The organism is Pedobacter sp. AC190 (assembly GCF_979258025.1).
Genome location: NZ_OZ409824.1, coordinates 560,483 through 579,208, shown reverse-complemented (window position 1 = coordinate 579,208; position 18,726 = coordinate 560,483). Strand labels below are relative to the sequence as shown.

Below are 18,726 nucleotides of genomic sequence, written 5' to 3'. Positions count from 1 at the left end.
TAAACTACATTTATAAATTAAATTAATCAAAATGAAAACCTTAATCCTTTCGCTTTTTGCGTTACTTTTTTCTTACAGTTTACAGGCACAAACTGGTTTAAAAGTTGGCGATAAAGCGCCCGAATTTATTGCCAAAAATAGTGAAGGCAGAGAAATTAACCTGAAAGAGTTGTTGAAGACGAACAAAAGTGTTGTACTATTCTTCTATCGTGGTCAATGGTGCCCTTATTGCAATAAACACATTAAAGATTTGCAAGATTCGTTAACGAGCTTAAGTGCAAAAGGTGCTTATGTACTTGGTGTAACTCCAGAAAGTGATGAATCTATTACTAAAACAAAAGACAAAACGAAAGCTTCTTTTTCTCTTATATCTGATAAAGGATATAAAATTATGAAAGCTTATAAGGTTGATTTTGTGATGGAGGAGGGCCTTGTTTCAAAATACAAAGGCTATGGCATTGATGTTGCTAAAAATAACGGCGCACTCGATGCAGTTTTACCAGTTCCTGCAACGTACATAATTGGTAAAAATGGCCGGATTAAATTTGTACAATTTGATAAAGATTATAAAAAAAGGGCATCAGTAAAAGAATTGGCTGCTATACTTTAAAAATCGAGCTTTAATCTTAAACCGCCATTGGTAAGGTTTAAGTTATCCTTTGAAAAGTTTTTCATTGGTACTCTTAAAAAAGGCTCAACCGCTATATTTTTCTTTGGTGATATTTTCTGTTTATATCCCAAAGAAAAATTATAGAAACCTAAATACTTGTCTGGGGCTGCAACTGATTCTTTTTGTGCTTCTGAAACTCTTCCAGTTACCACTAACATTTTCTGTTCTGAGAAGCCCATCGAATTTACAACGGTTGTATTTTGTGTCTGGCTTACGATGTAATTGTTTTCTTGTCTGTTATTTAAAATGGCCAGTGCCGAAACGCCAATTCCTGTATAAATTTTATCGCTAATATTGTATTTCAGTTCTAACGGAATGTTTATTCCTCGAACTCTAGCATCAACAGATTCTAAGCTTTTGCTGTCTGTAGATAAAGATTGAGATGATGCAGGCGAATTCATTGCTCCCGAATAAACATTTGATAAATCATTTTTACCACTTAAAGCCGTGTAGGCAATGCCAGAACTAATCGATAATTTTTTAGCCAAGCTATAAGATAGCGAAAAGCCATAGTTCATATTTACCTTATTATCATTTCCCATTGCAGGGGCTACAAAAACTCCAGGTTCCCATTTATCAGCACCTTTATCTTTCTCTGTTTTTGCTAATTTGTTATTATGGCTATCGGCTGCAAGTATTTGTTCGAATGTAATTTTAGCCGACGATGGTTTTTTCTTCTCTGGTACAAATTCGATATTCTTGCCCGATAAATTTTGGGCTATTCTTTCTGATTTGATTGTGTTTAATAGTGTAGGCTGATTTTTCAAATCGATTGAAATGACGGCCGAAGACGTATTTTCGACTTGAGCATAAGGCAAATTAGATGCGTTAATTTCAGTCAAGTTCGTTTTTTCTATTGGAGAAACTGATGCAAGTTGATTTGAACCATAATTATTTGGAACAATCGCTTTTTCGTGAGTTAAAGGATTTAATTTTGATACTTTGTTTTCAGTATTTACTGGTTTCGGTTTGTTTTTCTGTATTGTTGCTTTCGAATTTTCAGTAGCTTTTATGGGTTTATTTACAACTATTTTGGTTTGATTTTGCTCCTCGTTTCTAAAGAAAAATAAACCGCCAGCAATTAAAATAATGGCAGCAGCAGACCATAGAGGCCAGTAAATAAAGCCTCTTTTTTTCTTTTCTTCTTGCACAGCAAAGCGCTCCCACGCTCCAGGCGTGTAAGCTTCTTCATGTGCATGAAGATTATCTTTAATCTGGTCAATTAATTCTTTATCCATTTTTCTCATACGAATTAACCATTGTTTTTAAATACAGCGTTCGAAGCTTGTTTTTTGCTCTTGTTAAGTAAACTCTGCTCGAACTCTCGGGTATATTCATCATCTTCGATATCTCATCGTGCGCAAAGCCTTCAATTTCATAAAGGTTAAATACTAGCCGGTGTGTTTCTGGCAAATCATTTAATAGTTTTAAAATATCCTGAACGTGCAAATCGGAGGTTACTGAAACGTTGCTTACAGGATGTTCAGCTTCCGATAAATCATCAACATAGGATTGGTTCTTTAATGTGCGAAGTTTATCTATTGCCGTTCGAGATGCAATTCTGGCTATCCAACCCTTAAATGTTTTTTGTAATTCGACTGAATTACTTGGCGGTTGGAAACTTTCTATATTCTTAAAAATCTTTATAAAACAGTCATTTACAAGCTCTTCGCCGTCGTAACTGTTGTTTACATACCTTAAAATAATACCCATTAAATAGCCGTAAAATGATTTATACATCATTTCCTTACAGCTGTTATCGTTCTTTTTGCAGCCTTTTATTATTTCCTCAATAGTGAGTATTTTTTTGATCAACCTGTAAGAACTTAATTAAGAGTAGCTTTTATGTAACATTGCCTGTATGGCATTCTGGTTTCAAAATTAATGAAAATAACACCATCCTTTTTTTAGAATTAGGATGATGTTAATTTTCGTTTCATATGTAGGTGTTATTTATTAGTCATTATGCCTATAGATAGTTTTGTACTATCGGTTGCCGCTTTCAGGCCTTTTGCCCAAATGGTATAAATTTTTCCTTTTTCTATTTTAACATTAGATATAGTTGCAACAGTAGCCGCAGAACCTGTTTCTTTCAATGCAAAATTATAGCTAATTGATGGATTGATAGAAGCAAAAGCACTAAAATCTTTAAATGCTTTATTAGTTGTTAACAGGTACGGAGCGGTAAGCGCTGCAGGGTCGGTATTACTCACTTCTAAATCGAAAGGAGTAGAAGCTGGGCTCAAATTAATGAAACGAATTTTAGCTTTATCCGTTTCGGGTGCTTTCAAATCATCTTCTACCAATAAAATTTTCGGAGCTGGTAAAACATCAATAACAAAAGCCGAGTAAAATAAACCAGAGCGTAACGTTAAGCTCGAGGTAGCAAGGTACCTTGTAGAATCTTTTTTAACGACACCAAACAACCTTGTTCCAGGGTATGCACCAAAGTAACCTAAATCGTTGGTATAAGTAAAATCTTTACTGTTAACCTTCTGGTTATCTACAACCAAATCCAAAGCGCCAGTTCCTGGTGATGCGTGTACAAAGCCAATGCCTGCGACGGTAACGGAGTTCGAATCGCCCCAATCTTTTTTACAGGCAGATATAAATATAGTTAAAGCAAGTAGAGAGAATATAATCTTAATTGTACCGAATTTTTTCAGAGTAGTTTTCATTTTAATGTTTTAAATCAATTTTTAATAAAATTGGTTAATGGCCATTAACACTTTTTCTGATAAAACGAGAGGCGTTAGAGAAACGCTACAGTAGAGTTATTTTTTTTAATAAATTATTCGATTCGCTTGTTAAGGATACTTAATGGCCGATTCTTACTCTAACTTTTAAAATCATTTGACTGTCTACAGCATTTCCATTTGCTATTGCAGGAGAAAATTCGAAATCCTTATATCCATGAGTCTGGTCAACCAATTCATAACTTTTGCTAATGTTATTTGATTTATAGTTTACCTCCTGTTTGGTTATTTTTCCAAATTTACTGATACTTATTACAAAGGTTACCTGATATTCATCTTTTATCTGCTTTAGCTCATCAGGTACTTTTGCAGTTGAAGCCAGGTACCAATACAAATTATTCATAATACCAATTTTTATTGGATATGTTACTTTGTCGCCTTGATTTAATGAGTCTATATTATAAGCCAATGTGGTATCAGGAACATTATATTCTATTTTTTTTGATTTGTAATCATAAACTTGCGAAATGCTGTCTCTATTAAAAAAACGCCATCTACCAACTCTTTCATTGTCTTTGTATAAGCCAGTAGCAACAAGCTTCTTGTGAAGAAAAACGTCGGCCGAACCGTTTTTTACATGCGGCTTTGATTTTAATTCGGTGCTTTCTTCTATTAAATTATAGCCAATTGCGGTTTTTCGAATACGTGTAGAATCGCTCTTTTGAGCAAAAACCGAAAAGCAAATTAAAGATAAAAGGAGTGAGGCGAGCGTTTTCATAAAATGGATTAGTCTTATAAAGAAAAAGAGTTTTGATATCATATCAAAACTCTTTTCAATTAAATTTTTATTTAAATCTTTTACGAATACATTTCCTCGCGAAGTTTTGCAACATCGGGACTGTTGATGTACTCATCATAAGTCATTAACTTATCAATTGTACCTTTTGGTGTAATTTCGATAATGCGATTTGCAACGGTTTCTGTTAACTGGTGATCTCGTGAAGTAAACAAAACGGTACCTTTAAAATCTTTCATCCCGTTGTTTAACGCTTCGATAGATTCCAAATCCAGGTGATTGGTTGGCTCATCAAACATTAATAAGTTTGCTTGTTGTAACATCATTCTCGAGAACATACAACGCATTTTCTCCCCACCTGAAAGCACTTTTACATTCTTCAAAACTTCTTCACCAGAAAATAACATACGGCCTAAAAAGCTGCGTACAAATTGCTCATCAGCATCCGTTCCCGAATATTCGCGTAACCAATCAACCAGGTTTTCATCTTTTCCAGCAAAATATTCAGAGTTATCATTCGGTATATCAGCTGTGCTGATGGTAACGCCCCATTTAAATTCGCCTTTATCAGCAGGTGTTCTACCTGTTAAAACATCGTAAAATGCTGCAGTAGCCAAACTGTTTTGAGATAAGATTGCAATTTTATCGCCTTTATTTACCATGAAAGTAACTTTGTCGAATAAAACGCCATCATTGCCAGATTTTCCCAAAGCATCAACCTGTAAAATTTGATCGCCTGCTTCGCGACCTGTATTATTGAATATAATTGCAGGATATTTACGGCTCGATGCCTTTATCTCGGTAATATCAATTTTATCTAAAGCCTTTTTACGCGAAGTTGCCTGCTTTGATTTCGATGCATTTGCACTAAACCTGCGGATAAACTCCTGTAACTCCTTCACTTTGTCTTCCATTTTCTTGTTCTGGTCGCTACGTTGTTTTAACGCCAGCTGACTAGACTCATACCAGAAAGTATAGTTACCTGTATAAGTACTCATTTTTGCGAAATCGATATCCACAATATGTGTACAAACGGCATCTAAAAAGTGCCTATCGTGAGAAACCACCAATACAATGTTTTGGTAATCCGCCAGGAAATTTTCTAACCATGCAATCGTTTCGATGTCCAAATCGTTGGTTGGCTCATCCAGTAACAAAATATCAGGATTACCAAATAACGCTTGCGCCAGTAACACACGTACTTTTTGCGTATTATCTAGCTCTTTTAATAATTTAGTATGGTTATCTTCTGTTATGCCTAAGTTGCTCAACATGGTTGCAGCATTGCTCTCCATGTTCCAGCCATCCATTTCAGCGAAAATATTTTCCAATTCTCCAGCACGTTCTCCATCTTTTTCGGTAAAATCTTCCTTCATATAAATGGCATCTTTCTCTTTCATGATGGCATAAAGCTCTTTATGGCCAATCATTACGGTTTCTAATACCGAAAACTCATCAAATTCGTAGTGGTTTTGTTTTAAAACCGCCATTCTTTCTCCTGGAGTAAAAGCTACGCTACCCGATGTCTGACTTACTTCGCCCGATAAAATTTTCAGGAAAGTAGATTTACCTGCCCCGTTAGCGCCAATTACACCATAGCAGTTGCCTTGGTTAAACTTGATGTTAACGTCTTCAAATAATGTGCGTTTGCCGTATCGTAAAGATAAATTAGAAACTGAAATCATACTGTAAATAAATAAGCCGCAAAGATACGGAAAAAGGTTGAGGGTAAAAAGGTTGAAGAATTATAATTTGAAAACGATTGCGCAGCATTTCATAGATTCTGTAGTCCCGCTTTCACTTCAATCTTTTATAAATAACGTCTGTCATGCCGAGGTACGAAGCACCTGTTTTATAGGTTAGAGATGCTTCGTGCCTCAGCATGACAGCCTATTGAAGGTTGCTACTATTTATAAAAGTATTTCAGTTCAATCAGGTTTATTTAACAAAAGATTGTACCTTTTAATACGCTTGTTTTCTTTTTTGCTAACTCCATTCCGTTCTTCAGTCTTCTCGACTGTAACGCGGCGGATGGAGAGATTTTTCAAATTAGTATTCCTTATTCAAAGATTTCTCGGCTTCGTTCGAAATGACGACTTGTTGATGCTGCTTATGCCTTTAGCTATTTCATTGCGGTCTGCTTCAGCAGGCAGTTATTTCAATTGATTTTTTTATTTTTATGGTTCATGCAATTTTTAATAGATATCATACAAAAACCTATTGGCAAAATAGAAGTTGAAAAATTGGCATCTAATGTATCAGATCAAACTTTTTCTGCAAAGGATTTAATTGATTTGAGTTTTCATCATGATGAGCAAATTGGATTTAGAGCTGCATGGATTTTAGAACGGGTTTATTCCAATCATCAAGTTAACTTCCTGCCGTTTGCTGATTATTTTTTAGATAAACTTCCTCAACAAAATAATCATTCTGCTTTACGCCATTTTGTTAAAATTCTGGCTTTTATGACAAATAAAAAAGCTTCAAGAGAAGTAAAAGATATTTTGCAAGATTACGATACTAATGGTTTTGTTGAAGCAGTTTTTGCTTGGTTAATTGATGAAAATATTCCTGTTGCGGTAAAATCACACTGTTTAAATATTCTGGCTAATGTAATTTCAAAACACCAGTGGATTAAAGAAGAACTAATTGATACTATGGAATTTTTAGTTGACAAGGAAAGCATTGCGTTTTTTGCAAAGGTTAAACAAATTAGGAAGCAGCTGAAAAGTATCAAGTAGTAAGTATCAAATTGTAAGTATCGAGTATCAAGAGATTAAAGCGGCAAATGTTTTAGTTTTAACAATTTTGCTATTGGCTTTCAGCCTTAATCTTTTTGCTTTCAGCTTTTATCTTTTGGCTTTTATCTTTTTGCTTTCAGCTTTTATCTTTTTGCTGTTTACAGCCTATCAAGACATTAAAAAGTCAAATATTTTAGTTTTTAACAATTTTGCTTTTGGCTTTCAGCTTTAATCTTTTTGCTTTTAACTATTTTTACCAGATGAGTAATTACGAAATCATATCACAAGTTATAAAAGAACGCCGCAGTATTTTTCCTGCCAGTTATATAAAAAAAGAAATTCCAGTTGAAGTTATTAATCAAATTTTAGAAACGGCCAATTTTGCACCAACACATAAGTTAACCCAACCCTGGCGTTTTACTGTAATTAGAAAAGCAGGTTTGGCAAAATTGGGGGCGGAGCTTGGAAAACTTTATAAGGAATTGGTGTCTCCTCAAAATTTTCTTCAAAAAAAGTACGATAGCTTTGCAGAGAAAACCAGTCAGGCTAATTGTATTATTGCTATTAATATGGCGGTTAGCGGAAAAATTCCCGAATGGGAAGAACTGGCTGCGGTATCTTGTGCAGTTCAGAATATGGCTTTAACTGCCGAAAGTTTAAAAGTTGGTGCTTATTGGAGTTCGCCACCATTAATACACGATTTAGGCAGTTTCTTAGGCTTGAAAGAGAATGAAAAATGTATTGGCTTATTTTATATGGGCTACCATAACGAAAAACCATGGGCTCCAAACCGTACATCGATTGAAGAAAAAGTGAGTTGGATTGAGGAGTAGGTTTGTGGGTTTATTAGTTCATTGGTTCATCAGTTCGCTGGCTGGGAAAATGCACAAACAATTTAGCAATAAAACAAACCATCAATCCTTAAAATATGCTTAATCCATTAGATCATTACTTCGAACAGAAAGATGAACCAATTAAGAGCTGCCTTCAATATTTAAGGTTGCTTTTAACTGGTTATGATAACGTAACTGAACATTGGAAATATGGAATGCCGTTTTATTACCATAAAGGAAAAATGTTCTGTTATCTTTGGATTCATAAAAAAATCCATCAGCCTTACATTGGTTTGGTAGATGGAAATAAAATTGACCACGAAGATTTGTTGCAAGAGAAAAGGGCCCGAATGAAAATTTTACTAATCAATCATTTCGAAGATATTCCAGCGGAAAAGATAAAATCTATTCTGGAAAAAGCTTTTGCACTTCGCAGTTAATCCATTAACATCTTAAATCGCCCGTTTTACATTATCTATTACAAATTATGTCTGCCTTAAAAACTCAACTCTATCAGCTTTGCTTAACTTTTATTCAAAATAGAATAGAAAATATCGAATATTCTATGCAACAGGCTCGGCAGGCATCGAATGATGATACTAAAAGCAGTGCAGGCGACAAGTACGAAACTACTAGAGAGATGATGCAGCAGGAAATGGACAGAAATAGTAAACTTTTGTACGAGGCGGGGCAACAAAGAATCGCCCTGCAACAACTGGAAAACGTTGATGTTGCAAAAGAAGTTAAGAACGGAAGCTTAGTTTTAACTACTGAAGGAAATTTCTACATCAGCATTAGTGCTGGAGAATTAAATCTTGATGGGCAAAAGTTTTTTGCAGTATCTCAGGCTGCACCGATTGGCAAGCTTTTTATTGGAAAAAAACTTGCTGATGAATTAAGTTTTAATGGCAAAACGTATTTAATAAAAGAGATTCTTTAAGATCGTTATGTTGGCCTGTGCGGATAAAAAATTAAGCTATTTGAGTTTCATTCGTTGAACAAAATCTGGCGTTAAATAGCTTTTAATATCAGCAAAGGGAATAAAAACTACGATTTGTCCTTGCGCATAACTGGCAACCTCATAAGGATTGTACATAAAAGCTATTCCATTTGAGTTGAAGTAAAAATTGTTATTTGGTTTTAAAAAGTTATCAAATAACACGGTGCTTAATTGCTCGTTAGACTTTATGTTATAATTTTTTCTTAAACCTTTTTCCAAAATTTTCTGCAAAGTATTGCTATCTATTTTAACAATATCGCTTAAAACAAGCTGTTTTTTGTTCTTTACATCGAGGCAGTACATTGTACTGCTGTAATTTCCGTGCGCACCACCTGTGTAAGCATCAGCAAGAAAATCGATAACCACATAGCCATTATCGTTATAATCGATAGATTGCTGACTATTGTTGGTGTAATTCATCCATTGCATAAATCCTCTATCGGGGCCAGTTTTTTTCTGCTCCTTAATTTGTTGTTCGTAATCAGAGAAATAAGCCTGGGCAATTTTTTTAAAGCCAGTTTCCCGATCTTCAGCACCTAATTTAATACCCGAGATTCGTTTTAATTGATTATCAAGCCATTTACCCGAATCGTCATTTTGTTTTGGCTTAAGGTACTCAAAACTGATTTCAGCCACTGGAGATTTGGCATCGCCTGCAATGGCTTTTACCGAATCCTGATACATTCCAGCAGTAAACTCATAACTGCCTTCAGGATATTTTTCCTGTAATGCTACAGCAAACTTTTTGGTCTCGTTAAACCAATTTCCGTCGAAACCATTGCCGTTCCATTTTAAAGCAATTTTTGATTGCTTGGCATCTTTATCAAAATAATAATCATAAAAACTATTTTCGAAAAGAACAATGCTATCCTTTCCAATTAATGTATCGGTCGATAAATTTAACCAAGATGCATCATAATAGTAAACGCCGCTGTAATCATCATCGGCATTTTGCAAATGCATAACCACAGGTTTACCAGCAATTGTGCCTTCCAGTCTTTTATAGAATGTGCTTGTTAAAACGGTACTCTCATTTTTTGTTGATTCAGCGGTTTCTGCATTTTTATCCGTTTTCGGGTTGTTGCAGGCTGTAAATATAATTAAGGCTAAAAAGCTAGAATAAATTAAGTTTTTCATAGTATGTGGGCAATGCTGATTATGTTTTCTTAATTAATCTACACTTACGATTTGGCTTTTGTTTTATTAAAACTTTTATTAATGCTGAAATAAAGGTTTTTTGCAGTGTATCTGCCTGGATCGATTATTCTTCTAATGGTAAGCAGAGGGAAATTTTCATCACTTGCCGTGGATAAGATAAATGCTGCTTTAAAGCCATGCTCTTTTAATTTATGGAGATTGGCAGCCTTGTAAACACCGTATGGATAAGCAAAATATTCTACTTTTTTTCCTGTTATTTCTTCCAGTTTTTTAGTTGGTTCATCTATCTGGGTTTTCCAATCTTCCTCATTAAACTGAGCGAAGTTTTTGTGGTCATAAGTATGACTTGCAATAGTATTGCCTTCATCAGATAATTGTTTAATTTGCTCTTTCGTCATATAGTTAATCCGACCCTTTCTCCCGATAGATACTGTCATGATGAAATAAACGCCTTTATATCCATATTTTTTTAAAGTGGCATTCCCAACCGTAAACTGATCCATGTCCGTATCATCGAATGTGATCATGATTGGTTTTTCAGGTAATTTTGCGCCATAAACCAAATAATTATATAGCTGATCGGGTAGAATGGTATGATAACCACTATCGGCAAGCATTTTTATATGTTCTCTAAACTTATCTGGCGCAATTATGTCATCGTGCGCTCTTTTGCTATCACTGGAAATATTATTTCTTATTTGATGATAACATAAAACAGGAACCTCCCTACGGGCTAAAATAGTTTTAGCATCAGCTGGTTTTTGCTTGGTGGTGTCTGCTTCACTTTTTTCTAAAGCACTGGCTTGTTCAATTGATTTTTCTTTAGCCTGATTATTTGAGCATGAAGTAAGAATTAATCCCGAAAAAATAAAAGATAAAAGGGAATAAGTGATTGATTTTAGATTTGTATTCAATTTATTTGATATTATTTAATCAAAGATACTGCGTTTTCAGAAAGAATAAATTCTTTTTCAAAAGTTGACCATTCCGCTTCAGAAATGCCAGATTTTATTGCATTCTGCTTCAGAAAATCATAATTGGTGAATGATTTATCGGCTTTTAAAATCGTAGTTAAGTATTTAAACATTCTTTTTTCGCCAATGATTTGCTCTAATCCTCTTAACAAAAATGGACCATAATAATATCTGTAAGTTCCAGAAATCTGGTTCATTTCAGTAATTTTATTTAGTGGTACTGCTTTAAAGTTCTTGAGTTCTTTTCCACGTTCTCTAAAATATTTAGCCGTAAATTCCTTTCCAAATTTTGCCTCTGCAGCTTTTACTGATAAATATTCTGCTGTCGATTCTAAGAAAAACCAAAATAATGTAGAGTTTGGTTGCAAAACATCCCCAAAGTAATAATGGCCAATTTCGTGTGCAATAAAAGGGTAATCTGACGAATCTTTTAAAGATGATTTTTCTTCGCTAACCATATCGCCAAGCTTAATTCCAGCAAATGCTATAACAGGGAAGGATACAAAACCCCAACTTCGGCCTTTATTAAATTTTTCTATAGGTTCATGCTCTATAAATACATTTTTTGTTTCGTATGGTATATTCAAATTTTTTGAATAATAAGACTTAATTTCTGCAATGTTTTCTTCAAATACTTTAAGTTGTTTGGCATTCATTGCTGTATTTAGAAACATAGCATTTTTCGTATTTTGAACATCATAGTTACCCACAAATAACATTGGCGATAATGGTACTTTTGATGTAAACCTTGCTTTTGGTGCTGCCTTTGGTAAATCTCCGTTAACAAATATCGTTTTAGCATCCTTACTAATTACTTCAATATCGAAAGTCAATTGCTCAATTTGCCTGTCGTTTTTTACATCATAAATAATTGGATACCATTTCGACTGGTCGGTTGCCCGCATCGTTTTACCGTTAAAAGCGATTAAACCCTTAAAATCAGTAAAATTTAGGGTATCCGTGTAAATCGGGAAAGAACCTACATAATTAATATGCAAGGTTTTAGGATTTGTTAATACATCATTTCCAGCTACTGGTATGTAAGTCAAACCTTCGCCACGCATTTTGCCATTGTAATAACCAGAGTAGCTTAAAGTTTTATTAGCAGAATCTTTTATGTATTTGATGTTAAAGCCCTTATTTAGTAAAATCTGATATTCTTTACCTAAATCGGGTATGTTAGAAATTGTAAAGTTACAGCTAATCTGGCCAGTAGACATCGAGATTTCTACCTGACCGCTAAGGTGGGGTACTTGTGCTTTTAGCGTAGCTATACAGCAGAAAGTAATCAAAAGTGAGAGAAGTTTTTTCATAATTGGGCTTAAAAAAGAAACCCCAGCATTTGCCAGGGTTTAAAGGTTAAAAACTATTTTTAATGCTGTTGCTTAATGTTTTTGGCGACCAGTAACCACTGGCTATAATTCTGCGAATGGTAAATAACGGGTCTTTTTCATCGCGTTTGGTTGAAAGTTGGTAAGCCATTCTGAAACCACGTTTTTTTAATTCAGGAATACCTTCTGCATTCCATAAGCCGAATGGATAAGCAAATTCTGTCATTTTTTTACCCGTTATCTCTTCTAATCTTTTGGTAGGTTTATCTAATTGCTCTTCCCAATCCTTACCTGCATATTTTTTGAAATTTTTATGATCGTAAGTATGAGAGCCGATTATATTTCCTTCATCAGATAACTGTTTAATCTGATCACTGCTCATATAATCAACAAACTTTCCTTTTTTGCCAATCGAAACCGTCATGATGAAATAAACCGCTTTGTAACCAAGTTTTTTTAAGGTTGGATTTACTATCGTAAATTGATCGAGATCCGTATCATCAAAAGTTAGCATAATTGGTTTGCTTGGCAAAGCTGCCCCAGTATTTAAGTAAGCATATAATTGATCTGGTAAAATGGTATGGTAACCGCTATCGGCTAACATTTTCATTTGATCTTTAAAGTTTTGAATTTCTACGATATAATCTTTACCCACTTTTCCATCAGTTGATTTCCAGTTTCTAACCTGATGATAGCACAAAATAGGCACTTGTTTACGATCCAATATAGTTTTTGCATCTGCAACTTTAATTTTAGAAACGTCAACAGGAGTTGTAGTTTGGTTGCCTTTTGTAACTTGTTCAGTAGAATCTGCACTTTTTTTGTCTTCGGCCTGAGAATTAGATTGGCAACCGCTGAACAAAATAACAGTAGCCGATATTATCGTTAAAAAATTGAATTTCATAGTTAAGTATTTTGTACAAAACTAAAAAATACTCTAATTATTTAAGCTTCAAATAAAAGGGTGTTGATAAGTATTTGAGTTTGTTGCTTTTTAAGCTAACTAACGCATTTATTACATGTATAATGCATTGTAATTGCAATAATTAGATAGTTTTGGCTTCTCAAAATAAATCCTTAATGAATAAAATTTACAAACTGTTATTAGGAGTTCAGCTTTTATCATTTACGGCTGTTGCCCAAACTAAAACCTTCACTATAACCGAAAATATACAGGCTGGCCCTAAAGCTAATTACCAGCTGGCATCAAGGTTTTCGCCAAATAAATTAAAAAAGATGGTGTATTCTACATCAGTAGATCCACATTGGCTTAAACTAAGCAATCGTTTCTGGTATACATTCGAAAGCCCGAAAGGTAAATTTTGGTATTTGGTTGATCCAGCTACGAAAAGCAAAAAAATAATGTTCGATAATGCGAAAGTTGCGGCAGATATTACGCTAATTGTTCGCGATCCTTTTGATGCAGAGCATTTACCTTTAGAGAATCTGAAATTTGCTTCTGATGAAAAAAGTATCACTTTCGAAATTAAAAGCACTGTTGATGAATTAAAAAAAGACAGAAAGGATAAAAAAGCTGCAGATTCGATGCAGAAAAAAATCTATTCGTTTAAATATGATTTAGCCACAACCAAACTTACTGAGGTAGCTAATTTTAGCAAGCCAAAACCGAAACCATCCTGGGGTTCTGTAGCGCCAGATTCGTCGGCTATTATCTTCTCCCGCAATTATAATTTGTATTGGATGGATAAAGAAAACTACAAAAAAGCGGTTAAAAATGAAGAAGACAGCACTATTGTAGAGCATCAGCTAACAAAAGATGGCGTTAAGTTTTATTCTTACGGAAGTGACGGCGATGGCGAAAACAATGTAGAGAACGAGAAAAACAACAAAAAACGCCGCGGTGCCTATGTACTGTGGTCGCCGAATGCGAAATATTTTGTTTTAGATAGAACCGATTCCCGTAAGGTAAAAGATTTATGGGTAATTAACAGCGTAACACCTGGTCGCCCGACTTTAGAAACTTATAAATATCAAATGCCAGGCGAAGCTGAGGCACCACAGGATGAAGTATTACTTTTTGATTTTGCAGCAAAATCTTATAAAAAACTAAATGTTTCTGCTTTTAAAGATCAGAGTGTTTCGGTCTGGAGCAAACCTGTTTTGGCAAAAGACCGCGATAACGAATTCCGTCCGTCGGTTTGGTTAGGTAATGATAGCAGGTTTTATTTTTCTCGTACAAGCCGCGATTTAAAACGTATTGATGTTGGTACCATTGACATTACTACAGGAAAAGTTTCAGCATTAATTGATGAAAGATTTAATTCATATGTAGAAGTTAATCGTCCAGGATTGGTTAACGATGGTAAAGAACTTATTCACTGGAGCGAACGCGATGGTTGGGCACATTTTTATCTTTTTGATGGAGACGGGAAACTAAAGAATCAAATTACAAAAGGTTCTTTTCATTGCGAAAGCATTGTAAATATTGATGAGAAAAACCGCGTACTTTATTTCACCGCAAATGGGAGAGAAGGGAAAGAAGATCCATATTATTTACACCTTTACAGCATTAATTTCGATGGTTCGAATATGAAATTGCTTAATGCAGGCGATTTTGATCACCAATCGAGCATGAACGATAATAATACCTTTTTCGTAGATAACTATTCGAGGGTAAATACGGCACCAAAATCGAGCGTTTACGATAGAAACGGTAAAAAGGTAATGGATTTAGAAACAACTGATTTATCGTTACTAATCTCGGCTGGATACAAGTTCCCTGAACCCTTTAAAGTTAAAGCTGATGATGGAGTTACCGATTTATATGGTGTAATGTATAAGCCGTTTGATTTCGACCCAAATAAAAAATACCCGATTATAGAGTACGTTTATCCTGGACCGCAAACTGAAGCCGTAAATAAAGCTTTTAGTAAAAGTATGGATCGCACTGAGCGTTTAGCGCAGTTTGGCTACATTGTAATTACAGTAGGTAACCGTGGTGGTAATCCTTCACGTTCTAAATGGTACCACACTTACGGTTATGGTAACCTCCGCGATTATGGCTTGGCTGATAAAAAAGCGGCTATTGAGCAATTGGCTTCGAAATATGCTTATATCGATGATACAAAAGTTGGTATAACTGGCCATTCGGGTGGAGGTTTTATGTCTACTGCAGCGATGTTGGTTTACCCAGAGTTTTTTAAAGCGGCGGTTTCCAATGCAGGTAATCACGATAATAGTATTTACAACCGCTGGTGGAGTGAGAAGCACCATGGTGTAAAAGAAATTGTGTCTTTAAAAGGCGATACCTCATTTAAATACAGTATTGATAAAAATCCAGATCTGGCTAAGAATTTAAAAGGTCATTTATTGTTAATGCATGGAGATGTTGATAATAACGTTCACCCGGCAAATTCGATTCGTGTGGCAAATGCTCTAATGAAAGCAGGAAAACGTTTCGATTTCTTATTAATTCCTGGCCAGCGACATGGTTTTGGTGATATGACTGAATATGCATTTTGGAAACTGGCCGATCACTTTAATAAATATTTAATCGGCGATTTCTCAAGTCCAGAAAATGTAGATTTAATAGAAATGGATAGAGACGTAGAACAAAACGGGAAGTAAAATTTCCTCTTTTAATTTAAAATGGCCTGCTTTTTAGCAGGCCATTTTTGTTATAGCAATTTTAAAGTCGTTTTATTTCGAACTTAATATCTTTTATAAATCGTTCAACGAATCAATTCCTTGTTCTTTTAGTTTTTGTAGATGCCCTTTCATCGTTTCAACTTGTTCTAAAGGATGGCCTTGCCATAAAGTAATTTCGCCAACCACTTTAAAAGGATGCTGCGAACGGTAAGACTTTGTCGGATTACCTGGGAATTTTTTGTCGGTTAAATCAGGATCGTCTTCAATTGGACCAGTAGGCTCTACTAAATAAATTCTTCCTGGCCCATTACCTAAAGAGAGTTCGGCACCCCAAATTGCGGCATCTAAAGTTGCTGATAAGAAGATATATTTAGCGTTTATTCTTTTTCCAAAGTTCGAGTTGTAACCAACAACAATAAGTTCACCTAGTTTTAAATCGGCTTTTGTTCCATGGAAATAAGTTTGACTAAAAGGGCTTGGGGAATTTTGATTAGAATCCATTTCGGTTTTTTAAATTATTAAGAATGGGTTATAACGTTTTTAGGTTTCTACAAATTACTACAAAAGCCGAATGATTTACAATTCGGCTTTTGTTAATTATTGCAAAGTTAGATAACTGCCAGCAAGAATGTATTCTTACTTCAAAGTTTCCAATAACTCATCAAGGCTATTCAGCGTCATAGTAAAGCCTTCTTTGAAGCCCATTTCGATCATTTGCTCCAAACGTTCCAACGATTCGTTGTAAATCGAAATATTAACCTTTGTCTTTCCGTTTTCTTCACTAAAATTTAAATCCCATTCAGAACCAGGTAATTGCAGGTTTTCATGCTCGTCTGCAAAAGCATTTAGCATTTTAAAGTTGGTTTTCGGTGTAATCGAATTATATTTCTGAACAGACCAATGTTCTTGTCCTTCGGGACCTACCATAGCGTAAAATCTATGGCCGCCTACTTCAAAATTCATAACTTTGGTTCTTGATTCCCAGGGTTTAGGTGCCCACCATTGATCTAAAATTTCCTGCTTGGTATAAGCATCCCATACCAAAGAAAGATCAGCATCAAACTCTCGGGTTATTGATACCGTTTTGGTCGCTTTGTCAACGGTAAAATCAAATAGCAAATCATTTTTCATATTTTCTGTTTTTTAATGGTTGATAATACATGGTCAAGCTGATTAAATCGGGTTTCCCAAATTGCCCTAAATTGATTTAACCATTGATCAATTTCCTTCATTTTTTCAATTTCAAGCGAGTAATAAATCTCTCTTCCTTTGTATTCCTGTTTTACCAAATTTGATTCTGTTAAAATTCGGAGGTGTTTAGAAACAGCCTGTCTGGTAATGTCGAAATGCTCAGCAACCGTATTGGGCGTCATAGCCTGCAAGGCAATCAGCGTAATAATTGCCCTTCGGGTTGGATCGGCTATGGCTTGGAATACATCTCTTCTCATTTCGGTTCTGTATATAGGAAACTAATTGGTTGCAAATATATATGCAACTATTCGGTTTCGCAAGTTTTTAACGAAATATTTTTAAGAAAAGAAAAACGTTAGGGTAGGGTTAGACTAATAACTAGTCATAGAAATAGAATTTTAGCTATTTAAGCTAAGATCTAAGGCTTAGAAAATTAAAAATATAATTTCTAGTTTTAAATAAACAACTTGAGAAATTTCGCTTAACTCAAGTTGTTTATTTATTTGAATCTTTTATGTTATTCGTAATCATAAGGTATTTGTTCTGCTGAATAATAGCAGTAGATCATCGAACAGAGAGAAATTAAATAGAAGGAACCAATGATTAACAGTAGTGTGCTCATAATACAATTCGGCTATATTACTATAACGTTAAGTTAACAACAATTATTTTGTTATTTAGAATTATTTTTAATTGTATTAGAATGATTACAATATTTTGATCTTAATGTTGTGTTTCTGAGGTTATCTAGCCTGAAATTTATCTCTGTATTGAGAGGGTGTCATACCTACTGTTTTCCTGAATATTTTTCTAAATGCTTTTGGATCGTTATATCCAGAGTTATAGATTACTTCAGTCATCTGCTGTGCAGTTTGTTCTAGCAATTTTTTTGCTGCCTCTATTCGGGTTTGCTGCAAGTATTCAATTGGTGTAATTCCTGTAACTTGTTTAAAACGTCTAACAATATTTCTTCTGCTAGATGGAATATCCTTTATCATTTCTTCTATAGTAGAAACATCGTGATAATTACTTTCAATTTTCTCTTGAGCTGATGCAACTATTTCATCGTTATGGTGCCTAGTGGGTTGAAATGAACTAAAGTACGATTGATTTTGCCTATCCATATCAATTGCAAAAATTTTAGCTGTTTTAATCGCTAAATCTTTTCCGCAATGAATTTGCAATAAATATAGCAACAAATGAAAGGTAGAAGTAGCGCCTCCACTGGTAAAAAGCTTACCATCGTGTGTAACCGTTTTATCTGCTTTTAGCTGAACAGCAGGGAAGGCAGCTGAAAACGCAGTGCAAGCATCAACATGTGTAGTTGCAGCTTTTCCATCTAACAAACCAGTTGCGCCGAGTAAAAATGCTCCAGTACAAAATGTTGCAATTTCTGCATCTTCACGAAATTGTTTAATTAACCATGGGATGTAAGCCCGATTTAGCGAAATGGTGCTTTTAATATCATCGGTAGTAAATGAAGGAATTAAAATAAGCTGAAACTTTTCTTCCTTATTGATGGTATCAGCTTTATAAGTGTTAAAGAAACCATCAACAGTATTATTTATAGTTAATAAGGTGATGTCGAAAGCCTCTTCAAATTTTTCTGCAATTTGAAACTTGTTTGCTGCTTCGAGAACCTCTAAAATGGCGGCTACGCTTAATAATTTATATTGCTCGGGTATAAGAAGGCCTGTTTTAATCATATGGTTAGCTTTTTGGCAAGC

General features: G+C 34.7%; 19 protein-coding genes. 6 read left to right on the top strand and 13 right to left on the bottom strand.

Annotated elements, in window-relative coordinates:
* The first annotated feature begins 31 nt into the window (after positions 1 to 31).
* Positions 32 to 610: a peroxiredoxin family protein gene (locus ACZZZI_RS02600; protein ID WP_463488508.1), complete on the top strand. Its 579-nt coding sequence runs from the start codon at positions 32 to 34 to the stop codon at positions 608 to 610.
* Here the strand turns inward: ACZZZI_RS02600 and ACZZZI_RS02595 are convergent.
* The 5 genes from ACZZZI_RS02595 to ACZZZI_RS02575 form a co-directional block, all read right to left on the bottom strand.
* Positions 607 to 1,908, bottom strand: coding sequence for a hypothetical protein (locus ACZZZI_RS02595; protein WP_463488507.1), 1,302 nt, complete (start codon positions 1,906 to 1,908; stop codon positions 607 to 609). The two genes, ACZZZI_RS02600 and ACZZZI_RS02595, sit on opposite strands and share 4 nt — an antisense overlap.
* Positions 1,901 to 2,485 (bottom strand): RNA polymerase sigma factor, encoded by a 585-nt coding sequence (locus ACZZZI_RS02590; RefSeq protein ID WP_463488506.1) that lies wholly within the window; start codon positions 2,483 to 2,485, stop codon positions 1,901 to 1,903. The genes ACZZZI_RS02595 and ACZZZI_RS02590 overlap by 8 nt, the downstream gene beginning before the upstream one ends.
* A 134-nt stretch (positions 2,486 to 2,619) precedes the next feature.
* Positions 2,620 to 3,348: a DUF4397 domain-containing protein gene (locus ACZZZI_RS02585; RefSeq protein WP_344764633.1), complete on the bottom strand. Its 729-nt coding sequence runs from the start codon at positions 3,346 to 3,348 to the stop codon at positions 2,620 to 2,622.
* 139 nt (positions 3,349 to 3,487) lie between these two features.
* Positions 3,488 to 4,144 (bottom strand): hypothetical protein, encoded by a 657-nt coding sequence (locus tag ACZZZI_RS02580; RefSeq protein WP_463488505.1) that lies wholly within the window; start codon positions 4,142 to 4,144, stop codon positions 3,488 to 3,490.
* A gap of 80 nt (positions 4,145 to 4,224) precedes the next feature.
* Positions 4,225 to 5,847, bottom strand: a complete 1,623-nt coding sequence (locus ACZZZI_RS02575) for an ABC-F family ATP-binding cassette domain-containing protein (RefSeq protein ID WP_316759095.1) — start codon at positions 5,845 to 5,847, stop codon at positions 4,225 to 4,227.
* Positions 5,848 to 6,348: 501 nt separating this feature from the next.
* On the opposite strand from ACZZZI_RS02575, the gene ACZZZI_RS02570 reads away from it, so the two are divergent.
* The 4 genes from ACZZZI_RS02570 to ACZZZI_RS02555 all read left to right on the top strand — a co-directional run bounded on the left by ACZZZI_RS02570 (position 6,349) and on the right by ACZZZI_RS02555 (position 8,676).
* Positions 6,349 to 6,903, top strand: coding sequence for a hypothetical protein (locus tag ACZZZI_RS02570; protein ID WP_463488504.1), 555 nt, complete (start codon positions 6,349 to 6,351; stop codon positions 6,901 to 6,903).
* 260 nt (positions 6,904 to 7,163) lie between these two features.
* Positions 7,164 to 7,736: a nitroreductase family protein gene (locus ACZZZI_RS02565; protein WP_463488503.1), complete on the top strand. Its 573-nt coding sequence runs from the start codon at positions 7,164 to 7,166 to the stop codon at positions 7,734 to 7,736.
* A gap of 95 nt (positions 7,737 to 7,831) precedes the next feature.
* Positions 7,832 to 8,176: a DUF1801 domain-containing protein gene (locus tag ACZZZI_RS02560; RefSeq protein WP_344764626.1), complete on the top strand. Its 345-nt coding sequence runs from the start codon at positions 7,832 to 7,834 to the stop codon at positions 8,174 to 8,176.
* Positions 8,177 to 8,223: 47 nt separating this feature from the next.
* Positions 8,224 to 8,676 carry a 3-oxoacyl-ACP synthase gene (locus ACZZZI_RS02555; RefSeq protein WP_344764623.1) on the top strand — a complete coding sequence of 151 codons (453 nt, stop codon included), beginning with the start codon at positions 8,224 to 8,226 and terminating at the stop codon, positions 8,674 to 8,676.
* A gap of 36 nt (positions 8,677 to 8,712) precedes the next feature.
* Here the strand turns inward: ACZZZI_RS02555 and ACZZZI_RS02550 are convergent, their stop codons facing one another.
* Genes ACZZZI_RS02550 through ACZZZI_RS02535 form a run of 4 tightly spaced genes read right to left on the bottom strand, consistent with a single transcriptional unit; the run spans position 8,713 to position 13,103 of the window.
* A complete protein-coding gene (locus tag ACZZZI_RS02550) occupies positions 8,713 to 9,873 on the bottom strand; it encodes an RsiV family protein (RefSeq protein ID WP_463488502.1) in 1,161 nt (386 codons plus the stop codon).
* Between the two features lie 44 nt (positions 9,874 to 9,917).
* Positions 9,918 to 10,808 carry a polysaccharide deacetylase family protein gene (locus ACZZZI_RS02545; protein ID WP_463488501.1) on the bottom strand — a complete coding sequence of 297 codons (891 nt, stop codon included), beginning with the start codon at positions 10,806 to 10,808 and terminating at the stop codon, positions 9,918 to 9,920.
* Positions 10,809 to 10,819: 11 nt separating this feature from the next.
* Positions 10,820 to 12,181 carry a M1 family aminopeptidase gene (locus tag ACZZZI_RS02540; protein WP_463488500.1) on the bottom strand — a complete coding sequence of 454 codons (1,362 nt, stop codon included), beginning with the start codon at positions 12,179 to 12,181 and terminating at the stop codon, positions 10,820 to 10,822.
* A gap of 46 nt (positions 12,182 to 12,227) precedes the next feature.
* Entirely contained in the window at positions 12,228 to 13,103 is an 876-nt protein-coding gene (locus ACZZZI_RS02535; RefSeq protein ID WP_463488499.1) for a polysaccharide deacetylase family protein, read from the bottom strand.
* A gap of 176 nt (positions 13,104 to 13,279) precedes the next feature.
* On the opposite strand from ACZZZI_RS02535, the gene ACZZZI_RS02530 reads away from it, so the two are divergent.
* Entirely contained in the window at positions 13,280 to 15,787 is a 2,508-nt protein-coding gene (locus ACZZZI_RS02530) for a S9 family peptidase (RefSeq protein ID WP_424058379.1), read from the top strand.
* Between the two features lie 93 nt (positions 15,788 to 15,880).
* Here the strand turns inward: ACZZZI_RS02530 and arr are convergent, their stop codons facing one another.
* From arr to ACZZZI_RS02510, 4 genes are all read right to left on the bottom strand, one after another.
* Positions 15,881 to 16,309, bottom strand: coding sequence for an NAD(+)--rifampin ADP-ribosyltransferase (gene arr, locus ACZZZI_RS02525; protein WP_316759071.1), 429 nt, complete (start codon positions 16,307 to 16,309; stop codon positions 15,881 to 15,883).
* 135 nt (positions 16,310 to 16,444) lie between these two features.
* A complete protein-coding gene (locus tag ACZZZI_RS02520) occupies positions 16,445 to 16,939 on the bottom strand; it encodes an SRPBCC family protein (RefSeq protein WP_316759068.1) in 495 nt (164 codons plus the stop codon).
* The gene (locus tag ACZZZI_RS02515) at positions 16,936 to 17,256 is read right to left on the bottom strand and encodes an ArsR/SmtB family transcription factor (RefSeq protein WP_316759065.1); all 321 of its coding nucleotides are present in this window, start codon (positions 17,254 to 17,256) and stop codon (positions 16,936 to 16,938) included. The genes ACZZZI_RS02520 and ACZZZI_RS02515 overlap by 4 nt, the downstream gene beginning before the upstream one ends.
* Positions 17,257 to 17,742: 486 nt before the next feature.
* On the bottom strand, positions 17,743 to 18,705 hold the full coding sequence (locus tag ACZZZI_RS02510) for a GlxA family transcriptional regulator (protein WP_463488498.1): 963 nt from the start codon (positions 18,703 to 18,705) through the stop codon (positions 17,743 to 17,745).
* Between the last annotated feature and the right edge of the window lie 21 nt (positions 18,706 to 18,726).

What these genes read in the sequence shown, in the direction of transcription:
- ACZZZI_RS02560 (WP_344764626.1), top strand. Translation starts at nt 7,832, where the DNA reads ATGCTTAATCCATTAGATCATTACTTCGAACAGAAAGATGAACCAATT.
- ACZZZI_RS02565 (WP_463488503.1), top strand. Translation starts at nt 7,164, where the DNA reads ATGAGTAATTACGAAATCATATCACAAGTTATAAAAGAACGCCGCAGT.
- arr (WP_316759071.1), bottom strand. Translation starts at nt 16,309, where the DNA reads ATGGATTCTAATCAAAATTCCCCAAGCCCTTTTAGTCAAACTTATTTC.
- ACZZZI_RS02510 (WP_463488498.1), bottom strand. Translation starts at nt 18,705, where the DNA reads ATGATTAAAACAGGCCTTCTTATACCCGAGCAATATAAATTATTAAGC.
- ACZZZI_RS02515 (WP_316759065.1), bottom strand. Translation starts at nt 17,256, where the DNA reads ATGAGAAGAGATGTATTCCAAGCCATAGCCGATCCAACCCGAAGGGCA.
- ACZZZI_RS02575 (WP_316759095.1), bottom strand. Translation starts at nt 5,847, where the DNA reads ATGATTTCAGTTTCTAATTTATCTTTACGATACGGCAAACGCACATTA.
- ACZZZI_RS02580 (WP_463488505.1), bottom strand. Translation starts at nt 4,144, where the DNA reads ATGAAAACGCTCGCCTCACTCCTTTTATCTTTAATTTGCTTTTCGGTT.
- ACZZZI_RS02595 (WP_463488507.1), bottom strand. Translation starts at nt 1,908, where the DNA reads ATGGATAAAGAATTAATTGACCAGATTAAAGATAATCTTCATGCACAT.
- ACZZZI_RS02550 (WP_463488502.1), bottom strand. Translation starts at nt 9,873, where the DNA reads ATGAAAAACTTAATTTATTCTAGCTTTTTAGCCTTAATTATATTTACA.
- ACZZZI_RS02540 (WP_463488500.1), bottom strand. Translation starts at nt 12,181, where the DNA reads ATGAAAAAACTTCTCTCACTTTTGATTACTTTCTGCTGTATAGCTACG.
- ACZZZI_RS02600 (WP_463488508.1), top strand. Translation starts at nt 32, where the DNA reads ATGAAAACCTTAATCCTTTCGCTTTTTGCGTTACTTTTTTCTTACAGT.
- ACZZZI_RS02520 (WP_316759068.1), bottom strand. Translation starts at nt 16,939, where the DNA reads ATGAAAAATGATTTGCTATTTGATTTTACCGTTGACAAAGCGACCAAA.
- ACZZZI_RS02570 (WP_463488504.1), top strand. Translation starts at nt 6,349, where the DNA reads ATGCAATTTTTAATAGATATCATACAAAAACCTATTGGCAAAATAGAA.
- ACZZZI_RS02585 (WP_344764633.1), bottom strand. Translation starts at nt 3,348, where the DNA reads ATGAAAACTACTCTGAAAAAATTCGGTACAATTAAGATTATATTCTCT.
- ACZZZI_RS02555 (WP_344764623.1), top strand. Translation starts at nt 8,224, where the DNA reads ATGTCTGCCTTAAAAACTCAACTCTATCAGCTTTGCTTAACTTTTATT.
- ACZZZI_RS02535 (WP_463488499.1), bottom strand. Translation starts at nt 13,103, where the DNA reads ATGAAATTCAATTTTTTAACGATAATATCGGCTACTGTTATTTTGTTC.
- ACZZZI_RS02530 (WP_424058379.1), top strand. Translation starts at nt 13,280, where the DNA reads ATGAATAAAATTTACAAACTGTTATTAGGAGTTCAGCTTTTATCATTT.